The organism is Aeromonas piscicola (assembly GCF_000820005.1).
Classification (GTDB): Bacteria; Pseudomonadota; Gammaproteobacteria; order Enterobacterales; family Aeromonadaceae; genus Aeromonas; species Aeromonas piscicola.
In genome coordinates, this window is the sequence record NZ_CDBL01000052.1 from 406,744 (window position 1) to 430,083 (window position 23,340).

22 protein-coding genes and 1 pseudogene are annotated in these 23,340 nt (G+C 61.5%); 15 read left to right on the plus strand and 8 right to left on the minus strand.

From position 1 onward, the window contains the following. The first annotated feature begins 167 nt into the window (after positions 1-167). Positions 168-1,028: a DMT family transporter gene (locus BN1128_RS12525; RefSeq protein ID WP_042869180.1), complete on the plus strand. Its 861-nt coding sequence runs from the start codon at positions 168-170 to the stop codon at positions 1,026-1,028. Between the two features lie 128 nt (positions 1,029-1,156). Further along, a complete protein-coding gene (locus BN1128_RS12530) occupies positions 1,157-1,993 on the plus strand; it encodes a DMT family transporter (RefSeq protein ID WP_042869182.1) in 837 nt (278 codons plus the stop codon). Positions 1,994-2,038: 45 nt separating this feature from the next. Here BN1128_RS12530 and BN1128_RS12535 read toward each other — a convergent pair whose 3' ends face one another. Then, positions 2,039-2,887, minus strand: a complete 849-nt coding sequence (locus BN1128_RS12535) for an alanyl-tRNA editing protein (RefSeq protein ID WP_042869184.1) — start codon at positions 2,885-2,887, stop codon at positions 2,039-2,041. A 110-nt stretch (positions 2,888-2,997) separates the two neighbouring features. Next, a complete protein-coding gene (locus BN1128_RS12540; protein WP_042869186.1) occupies positions 2,998-4,221 on the minus strand; it encodes an Nramp family divalent metal transporter in 1,224 nt (407 codons plus the stop codon). A 237-nt stretch (positions 4,222-4,458) separates the two neighbouring features. Between BN1128_RS12540 and rpsF the strand changes: the two genes are divergently transcribed. From rpsF to BN1128_RS12560, 4 genes are all read left to right on the plus strand, one after another. Next, complete coding sequence (gene rpsF, locus BN1128_RS12545; RefSeq protein ID WP_005313395.1) at positions 4,459-4,848, plus strand: 30S ribosomal protein S6; 390 nt, start codon at positions 4,459-4,461, stop codon at positions 4,846-4,848. A gap of 30 nt (positions 4,849-4,878) precedes the next feature. Then, the gene (gene rpsR, locus BN1128_RS12550; RefSeq protein ID WP_005313392.1) at positions 4,879-5,109 is read left to right on the plus strand and encodes a 30S ribosomal protein S18; all 231 of its coding nucleotides are present in this window, start codon (positions 4,879-4,881) and stop codon (positions 5,107-5,109) included. 49 nt (positions 5,110-5,158) lie between these two features. Further along, positions 5,159-5,605 (plus strand): 50S ribosomal protein L9, encoded by a 447-nt coding sequence (rplI, locus tag BN1128_RS12555; protein ID WP_005313386.1) that lies wholly within the window; start codon positions 5,159-5,161, stop codon positions 5,603-5,605. 100 nt (positions 5,606-5,705) lie between these two features. Beyond that, positions 5,706-6,449, plus strand: coding sequence for a ferredoxin--NADP reductase (locus tag BN1128_RS12560; protein ID WP_042869189.1), 744 nt, complete (start codon positions 5,706-5,708; stop codon positions 6,447-6,449). Positions 6,450-6,502: 53 nt separating this feature from the next. Here the strand turns inward: BN1128_RS12560 and BN1128_RS12565 are convergent, their stop codons facing one another. Further along, a complete protein-coding gene (locus tag BN1128_RS12565) occupies positions 6,503-6,883 on the minus strand; it encodes a hypothetical protein (protein ID WP_244464587.1) in 381 nt (126 codons plus the stop codon). A 103-nt stretch (positions 6,884-6,986) separates the two neighbouring features. Here BN1128_RS12565 and BN1128_RS12570 point away from each other — a divergent pair, with 103 nt between their 5' ends. Next, positions 6,987-7,985, plus strand: coding sequence for a hypothetical protein (locus BN1128_RS12570; RefSeq protein WP_042869191.1), 999 nt, complete (start codon positions 6,987-6,989; stop codon positions 7,983-7,985). Positions 7,986-8,032: 47 nt separating this feature from the next. Here the strand turns inward: BN1128_RS12570 and BN1128_RS25395 are convergent, their stop codons facing one another. After that, entirely contained in the window at positions 8,033-8,200 is a 168-nt protein-coding gene (locus tag BN1128_RS25395) for a hypothetical protein (protein ID WP_162265158.1), read from the minus strand. Between the two features lie 56 nt (positions 8,201-8,256). Here BN1128_RS25395 and BN1128_RS12575 point away from each other — a divergent pair, with 56 nt between their 5' ends. The 5 genes and pseudogenes from BN1128_RS12575 to BN1128_RS12595 all read left to right on the plus strand — a co-directional run bounded on the left by BN1128_RS12575 (position 8,257) and on the right by BN1128_RS12595 (position 15,675). Then, complete coding sequence (locus tag BN1128_RS12575) at positions 8,257-9,234, plus strand: NADP-dependent oxidoreductase (protein WP_209428561.1); 978 nt, start codon at positions 8,257-8,259, stop codon at positions 9,232-9,234. Further along, positions 9,231-9,668, plus strand: coding sequence for a YqaA family protein (locus BN1128_RS12580; protein ID WP_042869194.1), 438 nt, complete (start codon positions 9,231-9,233; stop codon positions 9,666-9,668). The genes BN1128_RS12575 and BN1128_RS12580 overlap by 4 nt, the downstream gene beginning before the upstream one ends. 26 nt (positions 9,669-9,694) lie before the next feature. Continuing rightward, the gene (locus tag BN1128_RS12585) at positions 9,695-12,508 is read left to right on the plus strand and encodes a M16 family metallopeptidase (RefSeq protein WP_042869196.1); all 2,814 of its coding nucleotides are present in this window, start codon (positions 9,695-9,697) and stop codon (positions 12,506-12,508) included. A 59-nt stretch (positions 12,509-12,567) separates the two neighbouring features. Further along, complete coding sequence (gene gshA, locus BN1128_RS12590; RefSeq protein WP_042869198.1) at positions 12,568-14,166, plus strand: glutamate--cysteine ligase; 1,599 nt, start codon at positions 12,568-12,570, stop codon at positions 14,164-14,166. A 294-nt stretch (positions 14,167-14,460) separates the two neighbouring features. Continuing rightward, positions 14,461-15,675: pseudogene (locus BN1128_RS12595) on the plus strand (aldose 1-epimerase family protein). A gap of 59 nt (positions 15,676-15,734) precedes the next feature. Here BN1128_RS12595 and BN1128_RS12600 read toward each other — a convergent pair. Further along, positions 15,735-17,525, minus strand: a complete 1,791-nt coding sequence (locus BN1128_RS12600) for an AMP-dependent synthetase/ligase (protein WP_042869200.1) — start codon at positions 17,523-17,525, stop codon at positions 15,735-15,737. A gap of 186 nt (positions 17,526-17,711) precedes the next feature. Here BN1128_RS12600 and BN1128_RS12605 point away from each other — a divergent pair, with 186 nt between their 5' ends. Further along, complete coding sequence (locus BN1128_RS12605; protein WP_042869203.1) at positions 17,712-18,257, plus strand: thioredoxin domain-containing protein; 546 nt, start codon at positions 17,712-17,714, stop codon at positions 18,255-18,257. A gap of 9 nt (positions 18,258-18,266) precedes the next feature. Here BN1128_RS12605 and rimI read toward each other — a convergent pair whose 3' ends face one another. Continuing rightward, entirely contained in the window at positions 18,267-18,716 is a 450-nt protein-coding gene (rimI, locus tag BN1128_RS12610) for a ribosomal protein S18-alanine N-acetyltransferase (RefSeq protein WP_042869205.1), read from the minus strand. A 58-nt stretch (positions 18,717-18,774) separates the two neighbouring features. Next, positions 18,775-19,263, minus strand: a complete 489-nt coding sequence (locus tag BN1128_RS12615) for a hypothetical protein (RefSeq protein WP_042869372.1) — start codon at positions 19,261-19,263, stop codon at positions 18,775-18,777. A gap of 238 nt (positions 19,264-19,501) precedes the next feature. Here BN1128_RS12615 and BN1128_RS12620 point away from each other — a divergent pair, with 238 nt between their 5' ends. After that, complete coding sequence (locus BN1128_RS12620) at positions 19,502-21,109, plus strand: ATPase RavA domain-containing protein (RefSeq protein ID WP_042869207.1); 1,608 nt, start codon at positions 19,502-19,504, stop codon at positions 21,107-21,109. Between the two features lie 67 nt (positions 21,110-21,176). Then, positions 21,177-22,631, plus strand: coding sequence for an ATPase RavA stimulator ViaA (gene viaA, locus BN1128_RS12625; protein ID WP_042869209.1), 1,455 nt, complete (start codon positions 21,177-21,179; stop codon positions 22,629-22,631). A 454-nt stretch (positions 22,632-23,085) separates the two neighbouring features. On the opposite strand, the gene BN1128_RS25400 is transcribed toward viaA, so the two are convergent. Next, on the minus strand, positions 23,086-23,286 hold the full coding sequence (locus tag BN1128_RS25400; RefSeq protein ID WP_156140258.1) for a hypothetical protein: 201 nt from the start codon (positions 23,284-23,286) through the stop codon (positions 23,086-23,088). Positions 23,287-23,340 lie beyond the last annotated feature (54 nt).

A 23,340-nucleotide genomic window follows, 5' to 3' on the forward strand; every position in this document is an offset into this window, starting at 1 on the left:
AACGGGTGCTCACTGCCATGTTACTGGGTAACCTCTGAGTGATTAATCGGCAACCGTTGATGGATAGGTTTAAAAATGGTTTTTTACCCCATTAATACAGAACAAGATTCAGCGATTGAGCCGTTGAGCCATTTTATCTGCGTTCGCCACACCAGTGGCTGTCGCTGATGGAGCTGTTGCGCAAGCGGTTCGCTCTGGACCTGCAAACCTTCGCCATCATCACCCTGGTGCTGGGCAATCTGGCCCAGGCCTTCTCCGATGTGCTGGTCAAGCTGATCGGCCCCGGTTTCAGCCCCTTCCAATACATGTTCCTGCGCCAGCTGCTGACCCTGCTGGTGCTGCTGCCCTTCATGCTGCGGGTGCCGAGAGCGGCCTGGGGACTGGGTGCCTGGAAATGGCACCTGCTGCGCGGTCACCTCTGCCTGCTCGGTGGGGGCGGCATGATGCTGGCCCTGACCCAGCTGCCGCTGGCTACGGCCAACGCCATCTTCTATGTCTCTCCACTGCTTACCCTGCCGCTGGCGGCCTGGTTGCTCAAGGAGAAGATCAACTCCCGGGTCTGGTTGCTGGGAGGAATGGGCCTGCTCGGGGTCGTATTCGTGCTCAAGCCGGGGGATTTTCATCTGGCGGGGCTGGGTGCTCTGGTGACCGCCTTCACCCTGGCGCTGTTCAACGTGACCGGCCGCAAGCTGCCAGCGGGTATCTCTGTGGTGGCGACCCTGTTCTGGGCCAATCTGCTGGCGTTGCCGCTGACCGCGGGATTGGCGGTGAATCAATGGCAGCCGGTGGACTGGCGTCTGTTGGCGCTGATCGGTGGTAGCGGCGTGATGCAACTGCTCTACCATGCCAGCTGCATCTATGCCTATCGGCAGGTCGAGGCCAACCGCATCGCGACGACCGAGTATTCCGGCCTGATGTTCGTGGTGTTGCTGGGGGTCTGGCTGTTTGGCGAGATCCCGGCCTGGAACCTCTGGGTCGGGGTGGGCTTTATCCTGTTGGCCATCCATTGGCAGCGTCGCCTGCATTAGCGCGCTCTCCTCCATATGACAAACCGGCTGCTGGCCGGTTTGTCATATGAGTAGCTTATGAAGCCGATCCCGGTTGTGACACCGAAAATAGGGTAGCCTGTTCCGCTCTCAGTGACAGGAACCCCGTCGTGACACCCACCCTCTTTGCGGCCATCCTATTGGCCGCGCTGCTGCACGCCCTCTGGAATGCGCTGGCCAAGCGCCAGGCCGAGGGGCGCGTCAGCGTCTTGCTGGTCTCCCTCTGCTCCGGGCTGTTTGCCGCCCCCTTCTTGCCGCTGGTGGGGTTGCCTGTGCCTGCCGAATATCCCTGGCTGGCGCTCTCCATCCTGCTGCATTGCGGCTACTGCCTGTTTCTCGGTCGGGCCTATCGGCTGGGGGAGTTCGGCCAGATCTATCCGCTGGCGCGTGGCAGTGCCCCCCTGGTGACCCTCTTGCTCGGAGCCCTGCTGCTGGGGGAGGTGCCCGGCGGGCTGGCGGTAGCCGGTGCGCTGGTGCTGGTGAGCGGGGTGCTGCTGATGGCCTGGCGCGGTGGCATCAGGCTGGCGCCTGCGGCCCTGCGCGCCGTGCTGATCACGGCGCTGTTCACCGCAGCCTATACCCTCTCCGATGGCGCTGGCGCCCGCTCGGCCGGGGCGCCTGTGCGCTACACCCTCTGGCTGTTTGCCCTGACTGCGCTGATGATGCCGCTGATGATGCGTTGGCAGAGTCGCACCGCCTGGCGCGCGATCGATCTCGCGGCATGGCGTACCGGTGCCCTCGGCGGCGCCCTGTCACTGCTTGCCTACGGCATCGTCATCTGGGCCATGACCCAGGCGCCCATCGGGCTGGTGGCGGCGCTGCGCGAGAGCAGCGTGCTGTTTGCCGTGCTGCTCTCTTGGTGCTGGCTGGGGGAGAAACTGGGGCGGGTACGGCTGTGGGCCGCGCTGGTGATCCTCTGCGGTATCTTGCTGATCCGCCTCGGCTGATTTGTGACGGGGTCAGGCCGGGATAGCCCCGGCCTGACGGTTGGCTCAGGGCGCGACCCGGGTCGTCAGGGTGAAGCCCTCCTTGCAGGGGGCGAGCTGTACCCGCACCTGGCCCAGTTCGGCCAAGGTGCTGACGTGGGTGCCGCCGCAGGGGATGGTGACCTCTTTACCTTCAAGCATGCAGTGCCAGTAGCGCGAATCTATGATTGCCTCGCCGGCCCGGCTGCGGCGGATCTCGCCGCCAGTCGCCAGCCAGTCGGCCAGCTGCTGGTTTACGCTGGTCTCGATCTGCGCCAGTTCCGCCAACAAAGCGTCACTATTGACCCCCTTCTTGCGCAGGCTTTTGCCGATACGGTATTGCTCTTGGGATCCCATGGGCTCGACCCGCGAGGTCTGGATGGCGAGGCGGTCAAAGTCGGGCTGATCGAGTGCATCGCGCTCGCTCACCTCTTTGCGCCAGTAGGGAATCAGCATCCGATTGAGGGCCAGCGCCGCCAGATGGCAGCCGCTGTGTCCCAGGCTCAGGGCGTGGCGGGCTGCGGCATCCACCTTCAGTTCAACCCGTGAGCCCACCGCCAGAGAGTGCCGGCCTGCCAGGGGATGCACCACCACGAAGGCCCAGCCTTCGGCGCCACGCTTGACCGGAATCTCTGTGTCTACGAACAGTTCGCCTTCCGGGCTGATGGCACCCATGCGGCAGGGGCCCACGCTGGTATCGCCGTCATCCCAGCAAACCGTGCCCACATCGCCTGGCTGATCGGGCCAGAGGTGGCTCTGGGGGTGGAAAGGGGTGAGGTCGGTGACCAGCAGGCTGGTGTCGCCGCTCTGGCAGAAGAGCACGCTGGCCTGTTCATGATGGTGGCCCAGCACGAAGCTGGCTCGGGTATGTTCCATGGATGGCTCCTGCTAATCGAAGAGGAAGAGAGAGCCGCAGCATACGCCAAAGTGCAGGCTGGCTCATTAACCAGGGTTAATGAGCCAGCCTGAATCGCGGGTTGTGAGCGCTAGATCATGGCAACCAGCAGGTAGGCGTTGAGCCCGATCACCAGCGCGACGATAAGGCGACCGACTGCCTGGGTCACCGGATGGTTGCGATACTCGCCCATCAGCGCCCGATCGCCGGTCAGGATCAGCAGTGGAATGAGCGCCAGCGCTATACCGAAGCTCAGCACCACCTGGCTCAGCACCAATATTTCGGTGGTGTTGAGCCCCATGGCGATCACCACGAAGGCGGGAGCCATTGTGATGGCACGGCGTAGCCAGAGCGGTATGGTGAAGCGCACGAAGCCCTGCATCACCACCTGACCGGCGAGCGTACCCACTACGGTGGAGGAGATGCCGGAGGCCACCAGTGACAAGCCGAACAGGGTGGCGGCCGCCTGCCCGAGCAAGGGAGTGAGCGTCTGGTAGGCTGATTCGAGTTCGGCCACCTGCTGGTTGCCGGAGCCGTGGAAGGCGGCGGCCGCCATTGCCATCATGGCCAGGTTGACGAAGCCGGCTATGGTCATGGCGATCGCTACGTCCACCCGGGTGGTGTGCAATCGCTGGGGCACTGTGCCTTGATCCTGGGTGTGCTGGGTCAGCGCCGAGTGCAGGTAGATGACGTGAGGCATGACTGTTGCACCAAGCACGCCAGCGGCCAGGTAGACGGCATCGCTGTTGGGCAGGCCGGGGAAGAGGGCCCCTTCCAGCAGGCTCGGCAGGTGGGGGCGGGAGAACACCAGCTCGACGATATAGGCCGCCGCCACGAACAGCAACAGGCCGCCAACCACGAACTCCAACGGCTTCTGGCCGCGGCTCTGTAGCATGAGAATGCCCCAGGTGACCACTGCTGTGATGCCGGCACCTTCCAGCAGGGTGACGCCGAGCAGCAGCTTGAAGCCGACCGCTGCGCCTATGAATTCGGCCAGATCGGTCGCCATGGCGATGATCTCCGCCTGTACCCAGTAGGCCCAGACTGCTGATTTGGGCAGCCTGTCGCGGATGTGCTCCGCCAGGTTCTTGCCAGTGACGATGCCGAGCTTGGCGGAGAGGGTCTGCACCAGCATGGCCATCAGATTCGCCCATACCACCACCCACAGCAGTTGATAGCCGAAGGTGGAGCCGGCCTGGATATTGGTGGCGAAGTTGCCCGGATCGATATAGCCGATGGCGGCGATAAAGGCGGGGCCAAGCAGGGTCAGTTTGAATTTGCGGGCCGGGATGGCCGTGGTCAGCGCGGGTTGCATGGAATCACCCTCCATAAGATTATGGAGATAGAATAGATCTAAATGATAATTATTATCAATTGATGTTTTGTATCATACCCATAGATAAAAACATCTGCGGCGGCCAGTTGCAGTGAGGGATGTGATTTCGTACAATACGCCGCCCTAGAAAGCAGCGTCTAAACACACCATACGTTCCTTGCCTCCGAGGTCTGGCTGCACCTGGGCGGAGGCTGAATTAATCCGTAAGGAGCTAAAATGCGTCATTACGAAATCGTCTTCATGGTTCATCCGGACCAGAGCGAGCAAGTACCCGGTATGATCGAGCGTTACACCGGTGCTATCACCACCGCGGGTGGTACTATCCATCGCATGGAAGATTGGGGCCGTCGTCAACTGGCTTACCCGATCGACAAGCTGCACAAAGCTCACTACGTTCTGATGAACGTGGAAGCAGAGCAAGCCGTTATCGATGAACTGGAAACCAACTTCCGCTTCAACGATGCCGTTATCCGCAACATGATCATGCGCACCAAGCACGCCGTGACTGAAGTTTCTCCGATGGCCAAGGCCAAGGAAGAGCGCTTCGTCCGTCGTGACGACGAGCGCCGCGAAGATACTGTTGAAGCAGCGTCTTCCGAAGAGTAATTCTGGATCACTGAATAGAGGATAAAGGCCATGGCACGTTATTTCCGTCGTCGTAAGTTCTGCCGCTTCACTGCCGAGAACGTTACCGAGATCGACTACAAAGATATCGTTACTCTGAAAAACTACGTCACTGAATCTGGCAAGATCGTACCGAGCCGTATCACCGGTACCCGCGCCAAGTATCAGCGTCAGCTGGCACGCGCCATCAAGCGTGCTCGTTACCTGGCTCTGCTGCCGTACACCGATCTGCACAACAAGTAAGAATCGGCCCGGCACTTAAGCCTAACTCAACTTCCATAGAGGAAAGGTAATGCAAGTTATCCTGCTCGACAAAATCGCCAAACTGGGCGGTCTGGGTGATCAAGTCGCTGTTAAAGCTGGCTACGCCCGTAACTATCTGATTCCGCAAGGCAAAGCCGTTATGGCTACCAAGGCCAACATCGAGACTTTCGATGCTCGCCGTGCTGAACTGGAAGCCAAACTGGCTGCCGGTAAAGCTGCCGCTGAAGAGCGCGCTGCCAAGCTGGGTGAACTGGCTGCTGTTGTTATCGCCTCCAAAGCTGGCGACGAAGGCAAGCTGTTCGGTTCCATCGGTACCCGTGACGTGGCTGATGCCATCACTGCTGCCGGCGTTGCTGTTGCCAAGAGCGAGGTCCGCATGGGCAACGTTCTGCGTAACACCGGCGAGTACGAAGTTGTTGTTCAGCTGCACGCTGACGTTAAAGCAACCGTACAAGTTCAGGTTGTTGCCCTGTAATAGCGATTCGCTGTTGCAAAAAAACCCGCGCATTTGCGCGGGTTTTTTATTTTGGGATCAAAGGGTAAAGTGAGGTTCTGTTCCTCTGGAGGAGATCCTTATGGCAGCCTGGGTCGAAGGTAGGGTCATCGAGCGCATCGAATGGACCCCCACCCTGTTTTCCCTGCGTGTGGAGGCCGAACTCGTCCCCTACAAGGCAGGTCAATTTACCAAGCTGGCCCTCGAGCAGGGTGAGCGCCGCATCCAGCGGGCCTACTCTTTCGTCAATCCCCCCTCTGCCCCTTACCACGAGTTTTACTTCGTCGAGATCCCGGGCGGTGAACTGACCCCTTCCCTCGGTTCCCTGCAAACGGGCGACACTCTGCTGGTGCAATCTCAGGCGACCGGCTTTCTGACCCTGGATGAGCTCCCGCCCGGCCGCGATCTCTGGCTGCTCTCCACAGGTACCGCCATAGGCCCCTTCCTCTCCATGCTGGCGGACGGCGAGGCCTTTGAGCGCTTCGAGAACCTGGTGCTGGTGCACGGGGTACGCAAAGGGGAGGAGCTGAGCTACCGAGCGCTTATCGATGGTTTTTCCGAGCGCCACGGCGAGCGCTTTCGCTACGTGTCCTTCGTCAGCCGCGAGGCCTGGCCCGATGCGATGGAAGGGCGGATCCCGGCGGCCATCGCCAACGGCCAGTTGCAGGAGCGAGTCGGGCTCACATTTTCACCCGAGCTGAGCCAGGTGCTGATCTGTGGCAATCCGGCCATGGTGAAGGAGACCCAACAGACCTTGCTGGCATTGGGGCTGGCCAAGAACCTGCGGCGAGCGCCGGGCAACATCAGTGCGGAGAATTACTGGTAGCCCAATAAACACAGGGGCCATGGGCCCCTGTGTGATGTCTGCTGTGGTTCCGGCTAGTTCTTCTTGCCGTTCCCATTCCCGTTGCTCTTCTGCTTGTTGTGGCCATGACACGGATTGTTGCCACTGTGGATGCTGCGGTTGTAGTGATCGCGATACTTGCCATCCACCTTGTCGCAGTTGAGCTGGATCCGGCTGTCGCCTATGCCGAGATCCAGGCAGTTGTGCTGCCACCGGTCGTACTCCTTCTGATCCCAGTTGATGTCCAGCTTGATGTCGTCGGTGGCGAGCTTGATGCCATCGTTATTGTTGGAGGGCTGCGCCGCTTCTGCGGTTCGATGGGCCCGCTTGTCATTGCGTCGAGGCTGGCCGCTTCGGTTCGACCCGTCATCATGCCGGTGGCGGCTATTTGCCCAATCTGGTCGCAGCCTGTCCATCCAGGGCAGTATCTGATTGAATTCAAACGATTAGCCTTCATTCTGCCGATGGGGGGACTATAATCGGCAGCCAACTTTTCCTGCACAGTATCCCCACTTCATCATGAATACACAGGCTTCTGCCATATTGCGCTACCCCAAGGGGTGGTTCGCTCTGACCACGGTGTACAGTTTTACCGGGTTGGCCATTCTGGCCTCCATCGTCTTCTCCCTGTTGCTGTTTCTCTCCATCGACGACAACCCCCTGATGAAGTGGCTGTTCGGCGGTCTGGCCATCATCTTCGAGCTGGGCAAGTTCTACGTCTGGTACGAATATGGGGAGTGCAAGGCGCGGCGGGATCTGGGCGGCGCCTTCTGGTCACTGCTGTTCTACAGCGTGCTGGCCGCCATCTCTATTGGCGGCAGTATCGGCGGTATCAACAGTGCCACCAACACCATACTGAGCCAGCAAGCGCGTCACGAGCGGGAGCTTGCCCGCTTCGACGAGCAGATCGCCAGCATTGAGCGCCAGATCCAGCTCAACGAGGAGGCGGCCCGCAAGTATATAGAGATGGCGCGCATCTCCAGCGGCGTCAGCAGCTTGCAGCAGGCCAACACCAAGCTCAGGTTGAAGCAGGATGAGTTGCGCCAGGAGCGGGACGCCAAGCCGGTCAACGAGCAGTCCTCCATGCTGGGGCTGATGAGCAGTCTGGCGGACGGGGTGGGCATGAGCATCAGCCAGGTGCAGTTCCTGCTGGTCTGCTTCCTCTCGGTGCTGCTGGATGTGTTTGGCGCCTTCTTCGTCAGCCTGATCGGCGAGGAGAACCGCTTTCGCCGCAGGTGGCTGTGGCAGCAGGCGCGGGAGCAGGCCGCGGCGCGGCAGGCAGCGTCAGCGGCCAATGTGCCCCCGCTGGTGAGCAAGCCGGAACCCGAGCCCGCTGTGGTGGCCCAGGTGCGCTCCGTGCTGGAGAGCGGCGAGCTCAAATGCAGCAAGCGCGGGGTAGCCGAGGCGTTGTCGCTGTCGCTGGAAGAGGTGGACAGGATATTCCAGCATCTGCTGGCTCAGGGGGTGCTGGGGCAGGGCAGCAATCGCCACTACCACCTCAGCGCACAAGCGGGTTGATGATCTGGCCACCTCGGGGTGGCCTTTTTATTGCCGCGTGGGCGGCGCTAATGAGTCAGCACCATCATCAGGCTGAGGAAGGCGGCCAGCCCCCCACCTATGCCGATGATCCAGTAAAACCCCTTGGCCCCCTGTTTGAGCGGGATGCGGAAGTAGAGCAGCAGTGCCCACCACCCCAACGCCAGCAACAGAGGAATAAGAAACATTCGAGCCATGGTGTCCTCGCTGTTATTCTGTTGACCCTTGATCAATCAACAGGATGGATTGTGCAATGACGCAGCTACAGATTACCGCATTCGGCGACCCCTCGGTACTCAAGCTCAACCCTTCCCTCGATAAGGTGCCTGCCGATGGCGAAGTGCGGGTGCGCATCTGCTTTGCGGGAGTCAATCCCATCGATGCCAAGACCCGGGCCGGCCTCGGCTGGGCGGCGGCCCAGAACAAGGACAAGCTGCCCTGGACGCCCGGCTATGATGTGGCTGGCGTAATTGAGAAGGTGGGCCCTGGTGTCACGACGCTGGCAGAGGGAGATCAAGTGTGCGGCATGGTGGGCTTTCCGCTGACGGGTGGCGCCTATGCCGACAGCACTGTGGTGAACGAAGAGGCGCTGGTCAAGCTCGATGGCATCAGCCTCAAGCAGGGCGCAGCCCTGCCGCTGGCCGGTCTCACCGCCTGGCAGGGGCTGTTTGAACATGGCGCCCTCGAGGCCGGTCAGCGGGTGCTGATCCTGGCCGGTGCCGGCGGGGTTGGCCATCTGGCGGTGCAGTTTGCCAGCGCTTACGGCGCCGAGGTGGTCGCCACGGCCAGCCGTGACAATCACGGTTTTCTCCATGGCCTGGGGGCCGATCATCTTGTGGATTACCACGACGGCGACTGGGTCGCGCAGATCCTGGCCCAGGGTGGGCAGGTCGATCTGGTGCTGGATCTGGTGGGCGGCGAGAGCGGCAAGGCGGCGCTGGCTTGCGTCAAGCCCGGTGGCCGCCTGGTGACTGTGCCCACCATCACGGCCCAGCAGATCAAGGATGCGGCTGATGATGCCGGCATAGAGGTGTTCGGCATGCTGGTACACCCCGACAGCAAACAGCTGGCCCAGATGCTGATCCTGCTGCGCCAGGGGGATGTGCACATCACGGTCGGTGGCGAGTTTGCCCTGGCCGAAGGGGCACTGGCCCATCAGGCCATCGAACAGGGCCATGTACGTGGCAAGCTGGTGCTGCGCATGCCTGCCGCCGATGGCCTGCCCGGATGAATGGCATTGCCGAGATGGGGCTGGGCTGGCTGTTTCTGAGCGCCTTTACCTCCGCCACCCTGCTGCCCGGCAGCTCCGAAGTGCTGCTGGGCGCCATGGCGGCCAAGGGGGAGTGGAGCATGACCAGCCTGCTGCTGTGGGCGACGCTTGGCAATACCCTCGGCTCCATGACCACCTGGTGGCTCGGCTGGCTCGCCACCTTCAAGAAAAAACCGGAAGATTTTCAAGGCCGTGGGGAACAAAAAGCCCTCGGCTGGCTCAAACAACATGGTCACTGGTGTCTGCTGCTGGCCTGGACGCCTGTGGTCGGTGATGGCCTCTGTCTGCTGGCCGGTTGGCTGCGTCTCTCCTTCTGGCGCTCTCTCATCCTGATCGGGCTCGGCAAATTATTGCGTTATGCCCTGGTTTTTCTGTTGGCCAGTCACATTTTCTAGCCCCTTTCTTCACTCACGAGGTAACCGTGAACAAACTCATTCCATTAAGTATTCTTCTGGGCTTCACCCTGCCCGTGCTGGCTGCCCCCACCCTGGTGTCGGAGCAGGTCAAGGAAGAGGGCAAGCTCGGCATTCCTTACCAGATGTACAAGCTGGACAACGGTCTGACCGTGATCCTGGCGCCCGACAAGTCAGATCCCCTGGTACACCTCGACGTCACCTATCACGTGGGCTCGGCCCGCGAGCAGGTGGGCAAGTCCGGGTTTGCCCACTTCTTCGAACACATGATGTTCCAGGGCTCAAAACACGTTGGCGATCAGGAGCATATGCGGATCATCAACGAGGCGGGTGGCGACATGAACGGCACCACCAACAAGGATCGCACCAATTACTACGAGACTGTGCCGGCCAATCAGCTGGAGAAGGTGCTCTGGCTGGAGGCGGATCGCATGGGCTTCCTGCTCGATGCGGTCAGCCAGAAGAAGTTCGAGATCCAGCGTGCCACCGTCAAGAACGAGCGCGCCCAGCGCATCGACAACCAGCCCTATGGTCTGGTGAGCGAGAAGGTGGGGGAGGCGCTCTATCCGCGCACCCATCCCTACTCCTGGCAGCCCATCGGCTATGTGGAGGATTTGGACCGGGTCGGGGTGGATGACCTCAAGCAGTTCTTCCTGCGCTGGTACGGCCCGAACAACGCCACCCTGACCCTGGGCGGCGACTTCGATACCCAACAGGCGCTGGCCTGGATCGAGCAGTACTTCGGTTCCATCCCGCGCGGTCCTGACGTGGCCGAGCCGACCCCGGAGCCGGTGAGCCTGCCCGAGACCCGCTACGTGACGCTGGAGGACAAGGTCCATCTGCCGCTGCTCTACATCAGCTACCCGACCGTCGCCCTTGGCGATCCGCAGGAGCCGGCGCTGGACATGTTTGCCGACGTGCTCGGCGGCTCCGCCAGCTCCATGCTCTACCAGTCGCTGGTCAAAACCGGCAAGGCCATAGACGTGGGGGCCTCTCACTACTGCGAGGAGCTGGCCTGCACCCTGACCGTCTACGCTTACCCCAACCCGGCGGTGGATGGCAGCCTCAAGACCCTCAAGGGGGAAGTGGACAAGGTGATCGGCGAGTTTGCCGGTCGCGGCCTCAAGCCGGAGGATCTGGAAAAGGCCATCAGCAGCTATCGCGCCTCGGCTATCTGGGGGCTCGACAGCGTCTCCGGCAAGGTGAGCCAGCTCGCCATGGGCCAGGTGTTTGCCCAGGATCCCAACTATGTGTTCAAGAGCCTGGATGCCATCGGCAAGGTGACACCTGAGCAGGTCAAGGCGGCCTATGACAAGTTCATCGTGGACAAGCCGGCCGTGGTGCTGAGCGTGGTGCCCAAGGGCAAGACGGATTGGCAGGTGACCAAGCCGAACTTTACCCCCGCCAAGCGCGAGCTGCCCGATTACAGCCAGCATGGAGAGCCGCTGGCACTGCGCCCGGTCAAGGACAACTTCGATCGCAGCGTGCAGCCCAAGGCGGCGGATGCAGTCAGCGTCAAGGTGCCCGCCATCTGGCACGGCAAACTCGACAAGGGGATAGAGATCATCGGCACCCAGAGTGACGAGATCCCGGCCGTTTCCATCATGATCGCCCTGCCGGGCGGCATGCGGGCCGAAGGCAAGGGGGAGCTGGGGCTCGCCAGCCTCACCGCCAGCGTGATGGGACAGGGCTCGGTACGCCTGACCGAGGCCCAGCTCAGCGACGAGTTGCAAAAGCTCGGCTCCAGCGTCAGCGTCTCCAGTGCCCAGTACAGCAACCTGGTCACCATCAGCAGCCTGACCGACAAGCTGCCCCAGACCCTGGCGCTGGTGCGCGAGGTGTTCGAGCGGCCCGGCATGCGGGAGGCGGACTTCGAGCGGGTCAAGGCGCAGATGCTGCAAGGCATGAAGCAGAGCGAACAGCAGCCGGAGTGGCTGGCAGGCCAGGCGTTCCGCGAGCTGGTCTATGGCAAGCAGAACCGCCTCGGCCAACCGGGTGACGGTGTGCTGGCCGACGTCGAGAAGCTGACCCTGGCGGACGTGAAGCGCTTCTATCAGAACTACTACAACCCGACCAACGCCAAGGTGGTGGTAGTCGGGGATGTAGCTCAGCAGCAGGTGGAGGATCAACTCGGTTTCCTGACCCAGTGGAAGGGCGCCACGCCGGTACTCGGCAGCCTCAAGCCCAAGGGGGAGCAGGCCAAGCCAGGCATCTATCTGGTGGACAAGCCGGGGGCGCCCCAGTCGGTGATCCGCATCGGTCGTCGCGCCATGGCGTTTGATACCACGGGGGATTACTTCACCGCCGGGCTGATGAACTTCAACCTGGGGGGCAACTTCAACAGCCGCATCAACCTCAACCTGCGGGAAGACAAGGGCTACACCTACGGTGCCAGCTCGGGCTTCTCCGCCAATCGCGAGGTGGGCACCTTCGCCACCGGCGCCAATGTGCGGGCCGATGCGACCGTGGATGCCATTCGTCAGTTCCTCAAAGAGATGGACAGCTACCGCGCGACCGGTCCGACCCCGGTGGAGCTGGCCTACATGCGCAGCGCCGTCTCCCAGCAGGATGCGCTCTCCTACGAAACCCTGGGCCAGAAGGCAGGCTTCCTGCTGCAGATGATCATGTATGACCTGAAGCCGGACTATGTGCAGGCCCAGAACCAGCTGATCAAAACGGTGTCACCCGAGGTGCTCAAAGCCAGTGCCGCCCGTTGGCTCGATCCGGCCGACATGGTGATTGTGGTGGTGGGTGACAAGCAAAAGCTTGAAAAACCCCTGAAGGAGCTTCATCTTCCCATCTATCCGCTGCAGCTGCCCTGAGGGCGCTTCATAAAAATAGTGTCGCCCCCCTGAGGGGCGGCCACACATGAGCCGTGAATATGACTACTACTAGCTTGTCACTCACCGAGTTGTTGACCGCCCTGGGTTCGCCGGAACGGCTGACGGCCCTCAAGGGGATCCGGCGCGGGATCGAACGTGAATGTCTGCGTATCACGCCGGAAGGGGCCCTCTCCCAGACGGATCACCCCAGGAGTCTGGGCTCGGCCCTGACCCATGCCAACATCACCACCGACTACTCGGAGAGCCTGCTGGAGTTCATCACCCCGGCAACCGACTCCATCGACAGCCTGATGGAGCAGTTGGGCGACATTCATCGTCACGCCATCCACCATCTCGGTGATGAGCGGATCTGGCCGCTCTCCATGCCCTGCTTCGTCGGCGACGAGGAGAGCATACGGCTGGCCCAGTACGGCAGCTCCAACATAGGGCGGATGAAGACCCTCTACCGGCAGGGGCTGAAGAACCGTTACGGCAGCCTGATGCAGGTGATTGCCGGGGTACACTTCAACTTCTCCATGCCGGACAGCTTCTGGTGCGAGTGGCAGGATCTGGTGGGCGAGGGCTGCTGCAGCCAGCGCTTCATCTCCGACAAGTACATGGGGCTTATTCGCAATGTCTACCGCTTCGGCTGGCTGGTGCCCTATCTGTTTGGCGCCTCACCGGCCATCTGTGACTCTTTCCTCAAGGGGCGCAAGAGCAGCCTGCCGTTCCAGAAAACCGGCAAGGGCACCCTCTATCTGCCTTACGCCACAGCGCTGCGGTTATCCGATCTCGGCTACACCAACAGCGCTCAGGCAGGCTTGAAGATAAGCCACGACAGCCTGCCCGACTATGTGAGCAGCCTGCGTCGTGCCATCAACACCCATGATCCCGACTTCGCCAAGATTGGGGTCAAGGTAAACGGCGAGTACCGTCAGCTCAACGACAATGTGCTGCAGCTGGAGAACGAGCTATACGCCCCGATCCGGCCCAAGCGCACCCCGCACAGCGGCGAGAAACCCTCGGATGCGCTGGAGCAGCGCGGCATCGAATACATAGAACTGCGCACCGTGGATGTGAACCCCTTCACCCCGTTCGGCATAGATGTGGATCAGATCCGCTTCTTCGATCTGTTCCTGGTCTGGTGCCTGCTGCGCCCGTCTCCCGTGCTGGGTGACGAGGAGATTGCCCGCAATCGCCGCAACCAGAACAAGGTGGTGCTGGAGGGGCGTCGCCCCGGCCTGGAACTGGAAGACGAGCAGGGCAACCCCATCGGCCTCAAGGAGTACGGACTCCAGCTGTTCGACGAGCTGGCTCAGGTGGCCGATCTGCTGGATCGCTGCTGTGGCCGCAACCGCTACCGCGAGACGCTGGCCATGCACAGGGAGAAGCTGCTCAACCCCGAGTTGACCTACTCGGCCCGTTTGCTCAAGCAGTTGCTGGAGAGCGGTCAGGACAACGGCTGCTTCGGCGACGAGCTGGCGAGCCGCTACCGGGAAGAGATGCTGGCCGGCGAGCTGCAGTACTGGGATCAGGCCTACTTCGCCGCCGAGGCGCGGGAATCCCTCGCCAAGCAGCGGGAGCGTGAACGCAGCGACAGCCTGTCGTTCGACGACTTCCTGGCCGACTACTTCGGTACCCGCCAGACCACGACCTGATCCGTCCGCCTTTCGATCCGCAAGCCGCTCCTGGGAGCGGCTTTTTTATTGCGTCTCTCCCGCCTCTCCCATGCATTTTTCCGTGGGCCAGATCGTTCGAAAATGGCATCCGAAAATAAGTGTGAGTCAGCCTCCACTTCAGCAGGGCGGGTGGGGCTTTTATTGTCAATCTGCTCACATTTCCCCCTTTTGCAGCTTGAGTCTTGCGCCGTGGAGGCCTAACGTCACGACAACTGAAACGATTCAGCTTTCACGAAAACCATTCACAAGAACAAGAGACACGAGGATAAATCCATGTTGAAGAGACTCTCCATTGCCGTTCTGCTCGCCTTGGGCGCGAGCTCGGGCCAGGCCGCCGAATTCCTGCTGACCGACTCCCAGCAGGGACTGGATGTGGGGGACTGGAAGATCACCAGCGACAAGCTGGGGATCAAGAGTCCGGTACCCTTCTCCGTCGAGAAGAAGCGCCTGCACGGCGGACGTCAGGAGGGAGTGGATCTGCTGATCGTCGACAACGGCGTGATGAAGATTACCCTGGTGCCGACCCGCGGCATGGGGATCAAGGAGGTCAAGGGGGCCGATGTGCGCCTCGGTTGGGATTCCCCCGTCAAGGAGGTGGTCAACCCGGCCTTCATCGATCTGGAGAGCCGCGCCGGTCTCGGCTGGCTCGATGGCTTCAACGAGATGCTGGTGCGCTGCGGTTACGAGTGGACCGGTCACCCTGGGGTGGACGATGACGGCCGACTCAAGAGCCTGCATGGCCGGGTGCAGAACATACCGGCGTCCGTGGTCAGCGTGACCATAGATGAGGAGCCGCCCTATGCCATTCACGTGCTGGGTCGGGTGGATGAGCGCACCTTCAAGATGAGCGAGCTGGTCACCTAGACCCAGCTGAGCGTAGTGCCAGGTCAGGCAGAATTTGCCCTGCAGGACAAGCTGACCAACCACGCGGATTATGAGAACGAGTACCAGATCATCTATCACAGCAACTTCGGGGCGCCGATCCTGGAAGAGGGGGCGCAAGTCAGCACCCCGGTGAAGCAGATCTCCCCGTTCAACGATTATGCCAAGGCGGGGCTGAAGAGCTGGCAAACCTATCTGGGGCCGACCAAGGGCTTCGACGAGATGGTGTTCAATCTGGTGCCCTACAGCGACGCCGAGGGCAATACCCTGGCGGTGCTGAACAATCGGGCGGGCAGCGCCGGTGTGGCGGTTGGTTACAACACGCACCAGTTGCCAGTGCTGACCCTTTGGAAGAACACCGACACCCGGGCCCAGGGTTATGTGACGGGTATCGAGCCCGGCACCAGCTATGCCTACAGCACCAAGTACCAGCGTCCGCTGGGACTGGTTCCCAAGATCCAGCCGGGTGAGACCAAGACCTTCGATCTGACTTATCGCCTGCTGCGCAATGGGGAGGAGGTGAAGCAGGCGCTGGCAGAGGTGGACAAGATCCAGGCCGGTCGTCCCACAGAGCTGCGCGAGCAGCCGCTGGTCAAGCTGCCCTGAGTGGCAAGCAAACAGCAAAAAGCCGCTCTTGAAGCGGCTTTTTCATGTCCGGCGAGGGATCAGACATGGTTGTACATGGCCTCGATCTCGCTTTGGTACTTGGATTCGATGATCTTGCGGCGCAGTTTCATGGTGGGAGTGATCTCCCCCAGCTCCATGGAGAAGGCGCTCGGTAGCAGGGTGAACTTCTTCACCTGTTCGAACTTGGCCAGCTCCTTTTGCAGATCCTGGATGCGGGCATCGAAGAATTCCATCACCCGGGAGTTGCGCAGCAGCTCCGTCTTGCACTGGTATTGCAGGTTGATGGAGCGGGCGTACTCCTCCAGCGATTCGAAGCAGGGCACGATCAGCGCCGAGACGAAGTGACGGGCATCGGCGACGATGGCGATCTGCTCGATGAAGCGATCCTTGCCGATGGTCCCCTCCACCAGTTGCGGTGCCACGTATTTGCCGTTGGAGGTCTTCATCAGCTCCTTGAGGCGTTCGGTGAAGTAGATGTTGCCGTCGCTGTCGAGCTCGCCCGCATCGCCGGTGCGCAGGAAGCCGTCCTCGGTCATCACCTCGGCCGTGGCGTCTGGCTTGTTGTAGTAGCCGCGCATCACGGTAGGGGAACGGACCAGCAGCTCGTTGCTCTCACCCAGCTTCACTTCTATGCCACTGAGGGCCGTGCCGATGGAGCCCAGCTTGAACTGGTGGTCTTCGTAGCAGCAGACGGTGGCCGTGGTCTCTGTCATGCCGTAGCCGTACTTGAGGTTGAGCCCCATGGCCTGGAAGAAGAAGTTCACGTCGTCGGCGAGGCGAGCACCTGCCACCGGCAGGAAGCGGGTGCGACCACCGAAGCGGGCACGCAGCTTGCGAAACACCAGTCGCTCCGCCAGCCAGAGCTGGGCGTAGAGCAGCGGCGAGGTCGCCTTGCCGGCCTGACGGCTGGCGACCAGCTGCTTGCCGACGTCGGTGGCCCAGCCAAACAGGGCACGACGCAGGCGTGGCGCTTGAGCCACCTTGGCCTGGATCATGGCGTAGGCCTTCTCGTAGAGGCGCGGCACGGCGCACATCACGGTCGGCTGCACCTCGCCGATCACATCCATCACCTTCTGCGGATCGCGGATATAGACGTTCTCGGCACCGCAGTAGAGCACGTAGTAGGTCCAGGCGCGCTCGAACACGTGGCTGAGCGGCAGCATGCACAGCGACACATCCTGTTCATTGAGGTCGAGGCGGCTGTTGTGCATCTCGAAACAGGCGGCGATGTTGGCAAAATCGAGCATGACCCCCTTGGGTTCACCCGTGGTGCCCGAGGTGTAGATCAGGGTCAGCAGGTCGTCCATTCGGTACTGGGTTTCCCGTACTCGCAACTCCTGCTCGCTGGCCTGATGGTTGCCGGAGACCAGAAAGGCCTGGAAGTGGCTGGCCGCCGGGCAGTCACGCAGGTTGACCTTGCCATCGAGGGCGACTATCTGGCGGATCTCGCCATCCTTCAACAGGGTGAGCGCCTGATCGAACTGGGCCTGTTCACCGACGAACAGCAGACCTATGTTGGCATCGCGTACGATATAGCGCAGTTGCTCAAGGGTGCTGGTGGGGTAGATGGGCACGCTGATGCCGCGGGCAGCGAGGATGCCGAGATCGGCCTGGGTCCACTCCGGCATGTTGCGGGCGTAGAGGCCGACCATTTCGGTGGGCTGGTGGCCGGCGCGGATCAGCGCCTGGGCGCAGTAGTCCATGGCCTGTCCCAGGGTACGCCAGCCGATGGCACGCCACTGGCCATCCTGTTGTACGCGCAGGGCGGCCTTGTTGCCAAGCCGGGCGATACGTTCACGCATCAGTCGAACCAGATGGAGTTTCGGCATCAGTCAAACATCCTCAAGTAACAGTTGTACGCCCGCAGGGGCACTAAAAATCGCGCTGGAGTTTAAACTCTAAGATTACAGCTTACAAGTGTGCGCTGTTTGTCTTGGATCACAAAGTCAGCAATCTGGGCAAGCTTGGGGCATGATGGTCGATGACCAAGCGGAGCCATTCAGGGAGGGTGAACAATGAGTATCGGGATCAAGGGGATGGTCACAGGGGCATTGCTGTTGCTGGCCGGGGCTGGCGGGCTCTGGTTTGCGCTGGGGGATATGGCCAGCGAGCAAGACAACCCCTGGCTGATCGGCGCCGATGGGTACGCCAAGGCGCAGCAGCTGGCCCTGCACAAGGGCTATCCGCTGCTCTATGTGATCGAGCGCGCCAAGTGCCGACGCTGCAAGGTGCTGGACGCCACATTGTGGCAGTCACAGGAGATGGCGCCCGTGCTGGCCAGGCTGATCAAGGTGCGGCTCAACCCGGATGCGGGGGATGGCAGCGAGCACATACTGCGCCGCTTCCCGCAGGTGGCGACCCCGCCCGGCATCTATGTGCAGCAGCCGGGGGAACCGCTAAAGCCCATCAAGATAGTGGTGGACCTTCAGCAGATCTGGATGCCGGGCGTCACCTGGCGGCGCGGCTTCTTCATGCCGTTGTCGGCGGCCGGCTTTGAAGCCGTACTGCACACCACCCAGAGCCTGCAGGATCCAGCTCTCGACAATGCGCCGCTGCTGTAGGGCGGAGGTCTAGCCGAAATCGAACAGGCGGGACATGAGCACGGCGTCTTCCCGATCCTGGCCGGTGCCATAGTAGTCGGCCCGGCGGCAATACTCGGCAAATCCCTCGCTCTCGTAGAGACCGATGGCTGTCTTGTTGCTGTCGCGCACCTCCAGGAACCAGGCCTCGGCCCCCTTTGCCTTGCTGCGCGTCAGATATTCCTTCAGCAGCGCCCGTCCCAGCCCCTTGCCCTGAAAGTCGGGGTGCACGCAGATGTTCATCAGCGAGCTGTCGCCCGCCACCAGATCCGATATGTAGAAACCGGCGGGGCGGCCATCCAGCAGCATCAAGCCATTGAGATAGCGCGGCCCGAAGCAGGAGATCAGATTGGCCTGGCTCCAGGGCTCCTTGTGGGCGGCCTGTTCTATGGGGTAAATCAGCTCGAAATCTGTCTCGAGCAGGGGACGAAACTCAGGCATGGTGGCTCCGGGTCGGGGCGGCGGAAGGAAAGGGGGCAGATCCGGGCAACACGATCGCTTAACCGAGGCGCGATCTGAGTTGCTGCCACAGCGCCCGTTTCTGGGCCGGTGTCGGCGTGAGCGGGCAGACCAACGCATCGGGCCAGGCGGGATCGGCCTGTTCCAGCCAGAGCTGGGGGGGCTTGTGCCCGGCGGGCAGCGTGGTCAGCAGCGTCACCTCGTCGACGCCTATGCCGAGCAGCTGGCACAGATCCGCCAGCAGGGTCGGGGCGGGCAGGCGAGGGGCCTGGATCCAGAGCTTGCCAGCCGGCGGCGTGTCGAGCTCAGGCTGGGCCAGTTCGACGGAGGGCAGATCCCGAGCCGGGGCTGGCTCGGCAGCCGCCTGGTCGCCTGGGGCGGCATGGGCCCCCAGCAGGGCCGGGCGGCGCAGTTGCCAGCACTGTATGCCCATTCGGGCCAACAGGGTTTGACGCATCAGGTCGGGCGTGAGGCCGCTTTGCTCAAGGGATGGCGCCTGATGGGTGCTCTGACGCACGGGATCTTGCATGGGCTGTGGCTCTGTCTTGATCTGCATTGGTGAAAAAAGCTCTGCGCAGGGTACACTCGAACGCGTTTTGCTGCATCTTTTGCGGTATGTTTTAGCCAGGAGTAGTGGCCCCGCGCCCATGCGCCCGCCGGTTTTTCCCGCAGGTGGCCTCGACACAATACAATAAGCAGAACAGGGAACATTCGACCGAGTCGCGGGTGTGCCGGTTCCAGACAACCCCAGTATCGGAAGTGCGCTTATGCCACCTTTAGCACCACAGAATCTTCGCCTTGCCCCCATTCATGAACGCTTGCCACGCCTGTTGTCGGCCCTTGGCGAGGGATTGTATGAGCGCCAGGATGCCCTGCGGCTCGGTCTGCTGGCCGCCCTCAGCGGCGAGAGCGTCTTCCTGCTGGGCCCGCCCGGCATCGCCAAGAGCCTGATCGCCCGCCGTCTCAAGCTGGCCTTCCATGAGGCGCGGCACTTCGAATACCTGATGACCCGCTTCAGCACGCCGGAGGAGGTGTTCGGGCCCCTCTCCATTCAGGCGCTGAAGGAGGATGGCAAGTACCTGCGGCTGACCACGGGCTACCTGCCGGAGGCCGAGGTGGTGTTCCTCGACGAGATCTGGAAGGCGGGTCCCGCCATCCTCAACACCCTGCTCACCGCCATCAACGAGCGACAGTTTCGCAACGGCGACAGCCAGCACCCCATCCCCATGCGGCTGCTGGTGACCGCCTCCAACGAGCTGCCGGCGCCGGACAGCGGGCTGGAGGCGCTTTACGATCGCATGCTGGTGCGGATCTGGATGGACAGAGTGCAGGAGAAAGCCAACTTCCAGGCCATGCTGGCGAGCGACGGCCAGTCTCACCAGAACCTGCCCCCCTCTGTGCAGATCCACAGCGAGGAGTATGAGGCCTGGCAGGTGCAGATCGACCAGGTGCGGCTGCCCGACGACTGCTTCGAGCTCATCTATCAGCTGCGCCAACAGCTCGACAGCCAGCTGGCCCACAGCTGCTACGTGTCGGATCGGCGCTGGAAGAAGGCGGTCAGGCTCATCAAGGCGAGTGCCTTTTTCAGCGGCCGCGACGAGGTGGCCCCCCTGGATCTGCTGCTGTTCAAGGATTGCCTCTGGCACGACGATGCCTCCCGCACCGCCCTGCTGGAGATGATGACCGAATTCTCCCGCCTCTATGGCTACCAGCAGCTGGCCATGACCCGCCAGCTGATGGGGCTGCGGGATCAGTTCAAGCAGCTCAGGAGCGCAGTGGCCCAGCGCCTGTGCTGCAAGGCGAAGCAGCGCCAGCAGTGGTTCGGACGCCGCGCCCGCGGCATCCAGATCCCGCTGGCCAATGCCCGTCCGTTCGGCAAGCTGGTGCACTTCAACCTGCTCACCCCGGCGGCGCTGGATGGCGACGATCCGGAGCGGCTGATTGAGACCCTGGTGTTCGATCGCACCCTGCTGTCGCACTGGCACCCCACCGGCGAGGCGCTGGTGGGCTGGCCCCTGGGCAATCCAAAGGAGGGGCACTACGAGCTGGTGCTGGACGACGAGCTGCGGCTGCAGGTGCTGGACCTGCAACGCCAGCAGATACCGCTGGTGCTGGTGGAGCGCACGGCCATCCCCGAGGTGGTGATCGCCCCCTGGCAGGTGGCGCTCACCGGACTGCTGGCCGAGAGCGGCCTGCTGCAACAGGAGCTCAAGCGTCAGCGCAGTCTGTTCGAGCGCCATCAGCAGCACCTCTTCATCGGCCGCCACTGGCTGCAGCAGGTGGAAGACAGTTTCTTCGTGCTGAACCGGGATCTGGAGCAGCTGCGCAGCGAAATCACTCACTGGCACGATCGTCTGCCGAAGCTGGACGCCTGAGTCATGCACACGGGCGAGGCAATAAAGTGGATGGCGCCAGGCGCGGTGAGCCGTTACGGGAGGCGCCATGCTTGAGATCGGCATGATGGACCTGGGTCTGCTCATCGGCGAGGGGGAGCTGGCGGGGGAGATGGCGCTGCTGCTTGCCTCGGCGCCCAAGATCTCCGAGTTCATCAAGCGTTCCCCGCTGCAGGGCAAGCTGCTGCAAAAGCGCATCCGGCGCTGGAGCGAGCAGCTCGGCGAGGAGATGCGCCACAAGCCGGTGCCGGTGGCGCTGGAGCAGGAGTACCGCTTGTATCAGGCGCACAAGGGTTTGCCGCTGGCCGAGCTGATGGGGCGCCTGCCAACCCTGCTGGACGGGCTGGAACAGTTCAGCCCCTTCGCCGGCGAGGCGCGCAGCCTGGTGCGCCAGATCATGGCCCACCCCACCGACAGTCAGCGGCTGTTGCTGATGGAGAAGTGGCGCACCAGCCTGGTGGGCAGCCTGTTGCAGCTGCAGCAGCAGATCGCCGAGGCGGAGCGGGAGAAGCAGCGCCAGGAGATCGAGGATCAGCTGCTGGCGAGCCGCACCCTGGCCGATGCGCTGGATCCGAACCAGATCTCCGCCGGAGGCCTGTGGGATCTGGCCCAGGGCAGCTGGCACAAGCGCAGCCTGGTGCTGATCAAGCAGTACGCCCGCATGCTGCAGCGCGAACCCCTGCTGGCCGAGATAGCCAACCTGCTGGGGCGCAGCGAGCAGGACAACCGGGCCAATGAATCCCCGGTGCCGCCGGTACAGGTGCACGAGCTGGAAGAGGTGCAGACCGACGACGTGCCGGACGATCTGGTGGGCATACACCCCGCCAGCGATCTGATGCGGCTGTTGCCGAGCGAGGCCGTGATGCTGGCCCTGCCCGAGCTGGAGCTGGAGTTCTATCGCCGCTATCTGGAGCGGCGCCTGCTCAGCTACCAGTCGCGGGGCACCCTGCCGCGCCAGCGCCTGCTGCTGCGCACCCCCGAGCTGGGGGGCCATCAGCTGCAGCAGCGGGGCCCTTTCATCGTCTGCATCGATACCTCGGGCTCCATGGGTGGTTATCCGGAGGAGTGCGCCAAGGCGCTGTTTCTGGCGTTGCTAAAGGTGGCGATGGACGAGAAGCGGGGCTGCTATCTGATGCTGTTTTCTACCGAGGTGGCGACCCTGGAGATCACCGCAGACACGGGTCTGGACAAGGCGGAGCGCTTCCTCTCCATGAGTTTTCACGGCGGCACCGATCTGGTGCCCTGCCTCGAGAAGGCGTTGATCAAGCTCGATGATCCCGCCTTCACCAGGGCCGACGTGCTGGTGGTTTCCGACTTCATCGCCCAGAGCCTGCCGCACGCCCTGCTGGATCGGATGAACCGCCAGCGCAAACAGCAGACCCGTTTCCACGCCGTCGCCATGTCCCGCCACGCCAAGCCGGCGCTGCTGCGGGTGTTCGACAACAGCTGGCTACTCGACTGCGGCCTGCGCGGTCGCCTGTTGCGACGCTGGCAGAGAAAATAGATTTTAATATTTTATCTTTTTAGATAGTCGTCACAATATAAAAACTTGCTTCAGTGTAGTGTTTTTTAGCACGAGATATAAAATATTGGCAGATCGTATAATCAAGGCTTTTCATTAGTGGCCTATTGTTGTTAGGGGAGACAGGGTAATAAGGTTTTTTATCAATTAACCTCTATTTGGTAATGTTCTAAATAAATGTGGGTTGTATTTTTATGAAAATTAATATGGTCTTTTTATTGCCGATAAAAAATGAGTTTCTTACCTCTAGAAACGCATCTTTCTCTTACTGTTGGTAGGCCAAATAAATTGGCCTATGGCCCTTGTCCTAACTGACATGCGATAGACGGAGGAGATATCACGCCTCCTCCGTCTTTTAGTCCTAGAACCATGCTGCTCGGGGTTAAAACTCTCTTAACTGAAGAATATTAGCTAATTGAGGCCCCTTAGTTTCCCATTACATTAATGAAATAGGGCGTTGCGACTTTCTGGCAACTCCCATACGTGACGGATTCGCCAACGTTGCGTTATCTTTCGAATATTTCGCTCGCATTTCACCCGTAAGAGTGAATAAGCGAGTGATAAATTCGCTATCGCGAATAGCTCCAGTTTCATGCATTTCTACCAACACTTTAATTTCTTTAATTTTATTTTTCATCTTACAGTATCGCTGATTAATTTGAGACGGTGGTTAATTTCAATCTGTTGATTC

What these genes read in the sequence shown, in the direction of transcription:
- rimI (WP_042869205.1), bottom strand. Translation starts at nt 18,716, where the DNA reads ATGCCTGAGTTTCGTCCCCTGCTCGAGACAGATTTCGAGCTGATTTAC.
- BN1128_RS25400 (WP_156140258.1), bottom strand. Translation starts at nt 23,286, where the DNA reads ATGAAAAATAAAATTAAAGAAATTAAAGTGTTGGTAGAAATGCATGAA.
- BN1128_RS12620 (WP_042869207.1), top strand. Translation starts at nt 19,502, where the DNA reads ATGCCACCTTTAGCACCACAGAATCTTCGCCTTGCCCCCATTCATGAA.
- BN1128_RS12570 (WP_042869191.1), top strand. Translation starts at nt 6,987, where the DNA reads ATGAATACACAGGCTTCTGCCATATTGCGCTACCCCAAGGGGTGGTTC.
- rpsR (WP_005313392.1), top strand. Translation starts at nt 4,879, where the DNA reads ATGGCACGTTATTTCCGTCGTCGTAAGTTCTGCCGCTTCACTGCCGAG.
- BN1128_RS12600 (WP_042869200.1), bottom strand. Translation starts at nt 17,525, where the DNA reads ATGCCGAAACTCCATCTGGTTCGACTGATGCGTGAACGTATCGCCCGG.
- BN1128_RS12615 (WP_042869372.1), bottom strand. Translation starts at nt 19,263, where the DNA reads ATGCAAGATCCCGTGCGTCAGAGCACCCATCAGGCGCCATCCCTTGAG.
- BN1128_RS12535 (WP_042869184.1), bottom strand. Translation starts at nt 2,887, where the DNA reads ATGGAACATACCCGAGCCAGCTTCGTGCTGGGCCACCATCATGAACAG.
- BN1128_RS12565 (WP_244464587.1), bottom strand. Translation starts at nt 6,883, where the DNA reads ATGGACAGGCTGCGACCAGATTGGGCAAATAGCCGCCACCGGCATGAT.
- viaA (WP_042869209.1), top strand. Translation starts at nt 21,177, where the DNA reads ATGCTTGAGATCGGCATGATGGACCTGGGTCTGCTCATCGGCGAGGGG.
- rpsF (WP_005313395.1), top strand. Translation starts at nt 4,459, where the DNA reads ATGCGTCATTACGAAATCGTCTTCATGGTTCATCCGGACCAGAGCGAG.
- rplI (WP_005313386.1), top strand. Translation starts at nt 5,159, where the DNA reads ATGCAAGTTATCCTGCTCGACAAAATCGCCAAACTGGGCGGTCTGGGT.
- BN1128_RS12540 (WP_042869186.1), bottom strand. Translation starts at nt 4,221, where the DNA reads ATGCAACCCGCGCTGACCACGGCCATCCCGGCCCGCAAATTCAAACTG.
- BN1128_RS12605 (WP_042869203.1), top strand. Translation starts at nt 17,712, where the DNA reads ATGAGTATCGGGATCAAGGGGATGGTCACAGGGGCATTGCTGTTGCTG.
- BN1128_RS12525 (WP_042869180.1), top strand. Translation starts at nt 168, where the DNA reads ATGGAGCTGTTGCGCAAGCGGTTCGCTCTGGACCTGCAAACCTTCGCC.
- BN1128_RS12575 (WP_209428561.1), top strand. Translation starts at nt 8,257, where the DNA reads ATGACGCAGCTACAGATTACCGCATTCGGCGACCCCTCGGTACTCAAG.
- BN1128_RS12580 (WP_042869194.1), top strand. Translation starts at nt 9,231, where the DNA reads ATGAATGGCATTGCCGAGATGGGGCTGGGCTGGCTGTTTCTGAGCGCC.
- BN1128_RS25395 (WP_162265158.1), bottom strand. Translation starts at nt 8,200, where the DNA reads ATGGCTCGAATGTTTCTTATTCCTCTGTTGCTGGCGTTGGGGTGGTGG.
- gshA (WP_042869198.1), top strand. Translation starts at nt 12,568, where the DNA reads ATGACTACTACTAGCTTGTCACTCACCGAGTTGTTGACCGCCCTGGGT.
- BN1128_RS12560 (WP_042869189.1), top strand. Translation starts at nt 5,706, where the DNA reads ATGGCAGCCTGGGTCGAAGGTAGGGTCATCGAGCGCATCGAATGGACC.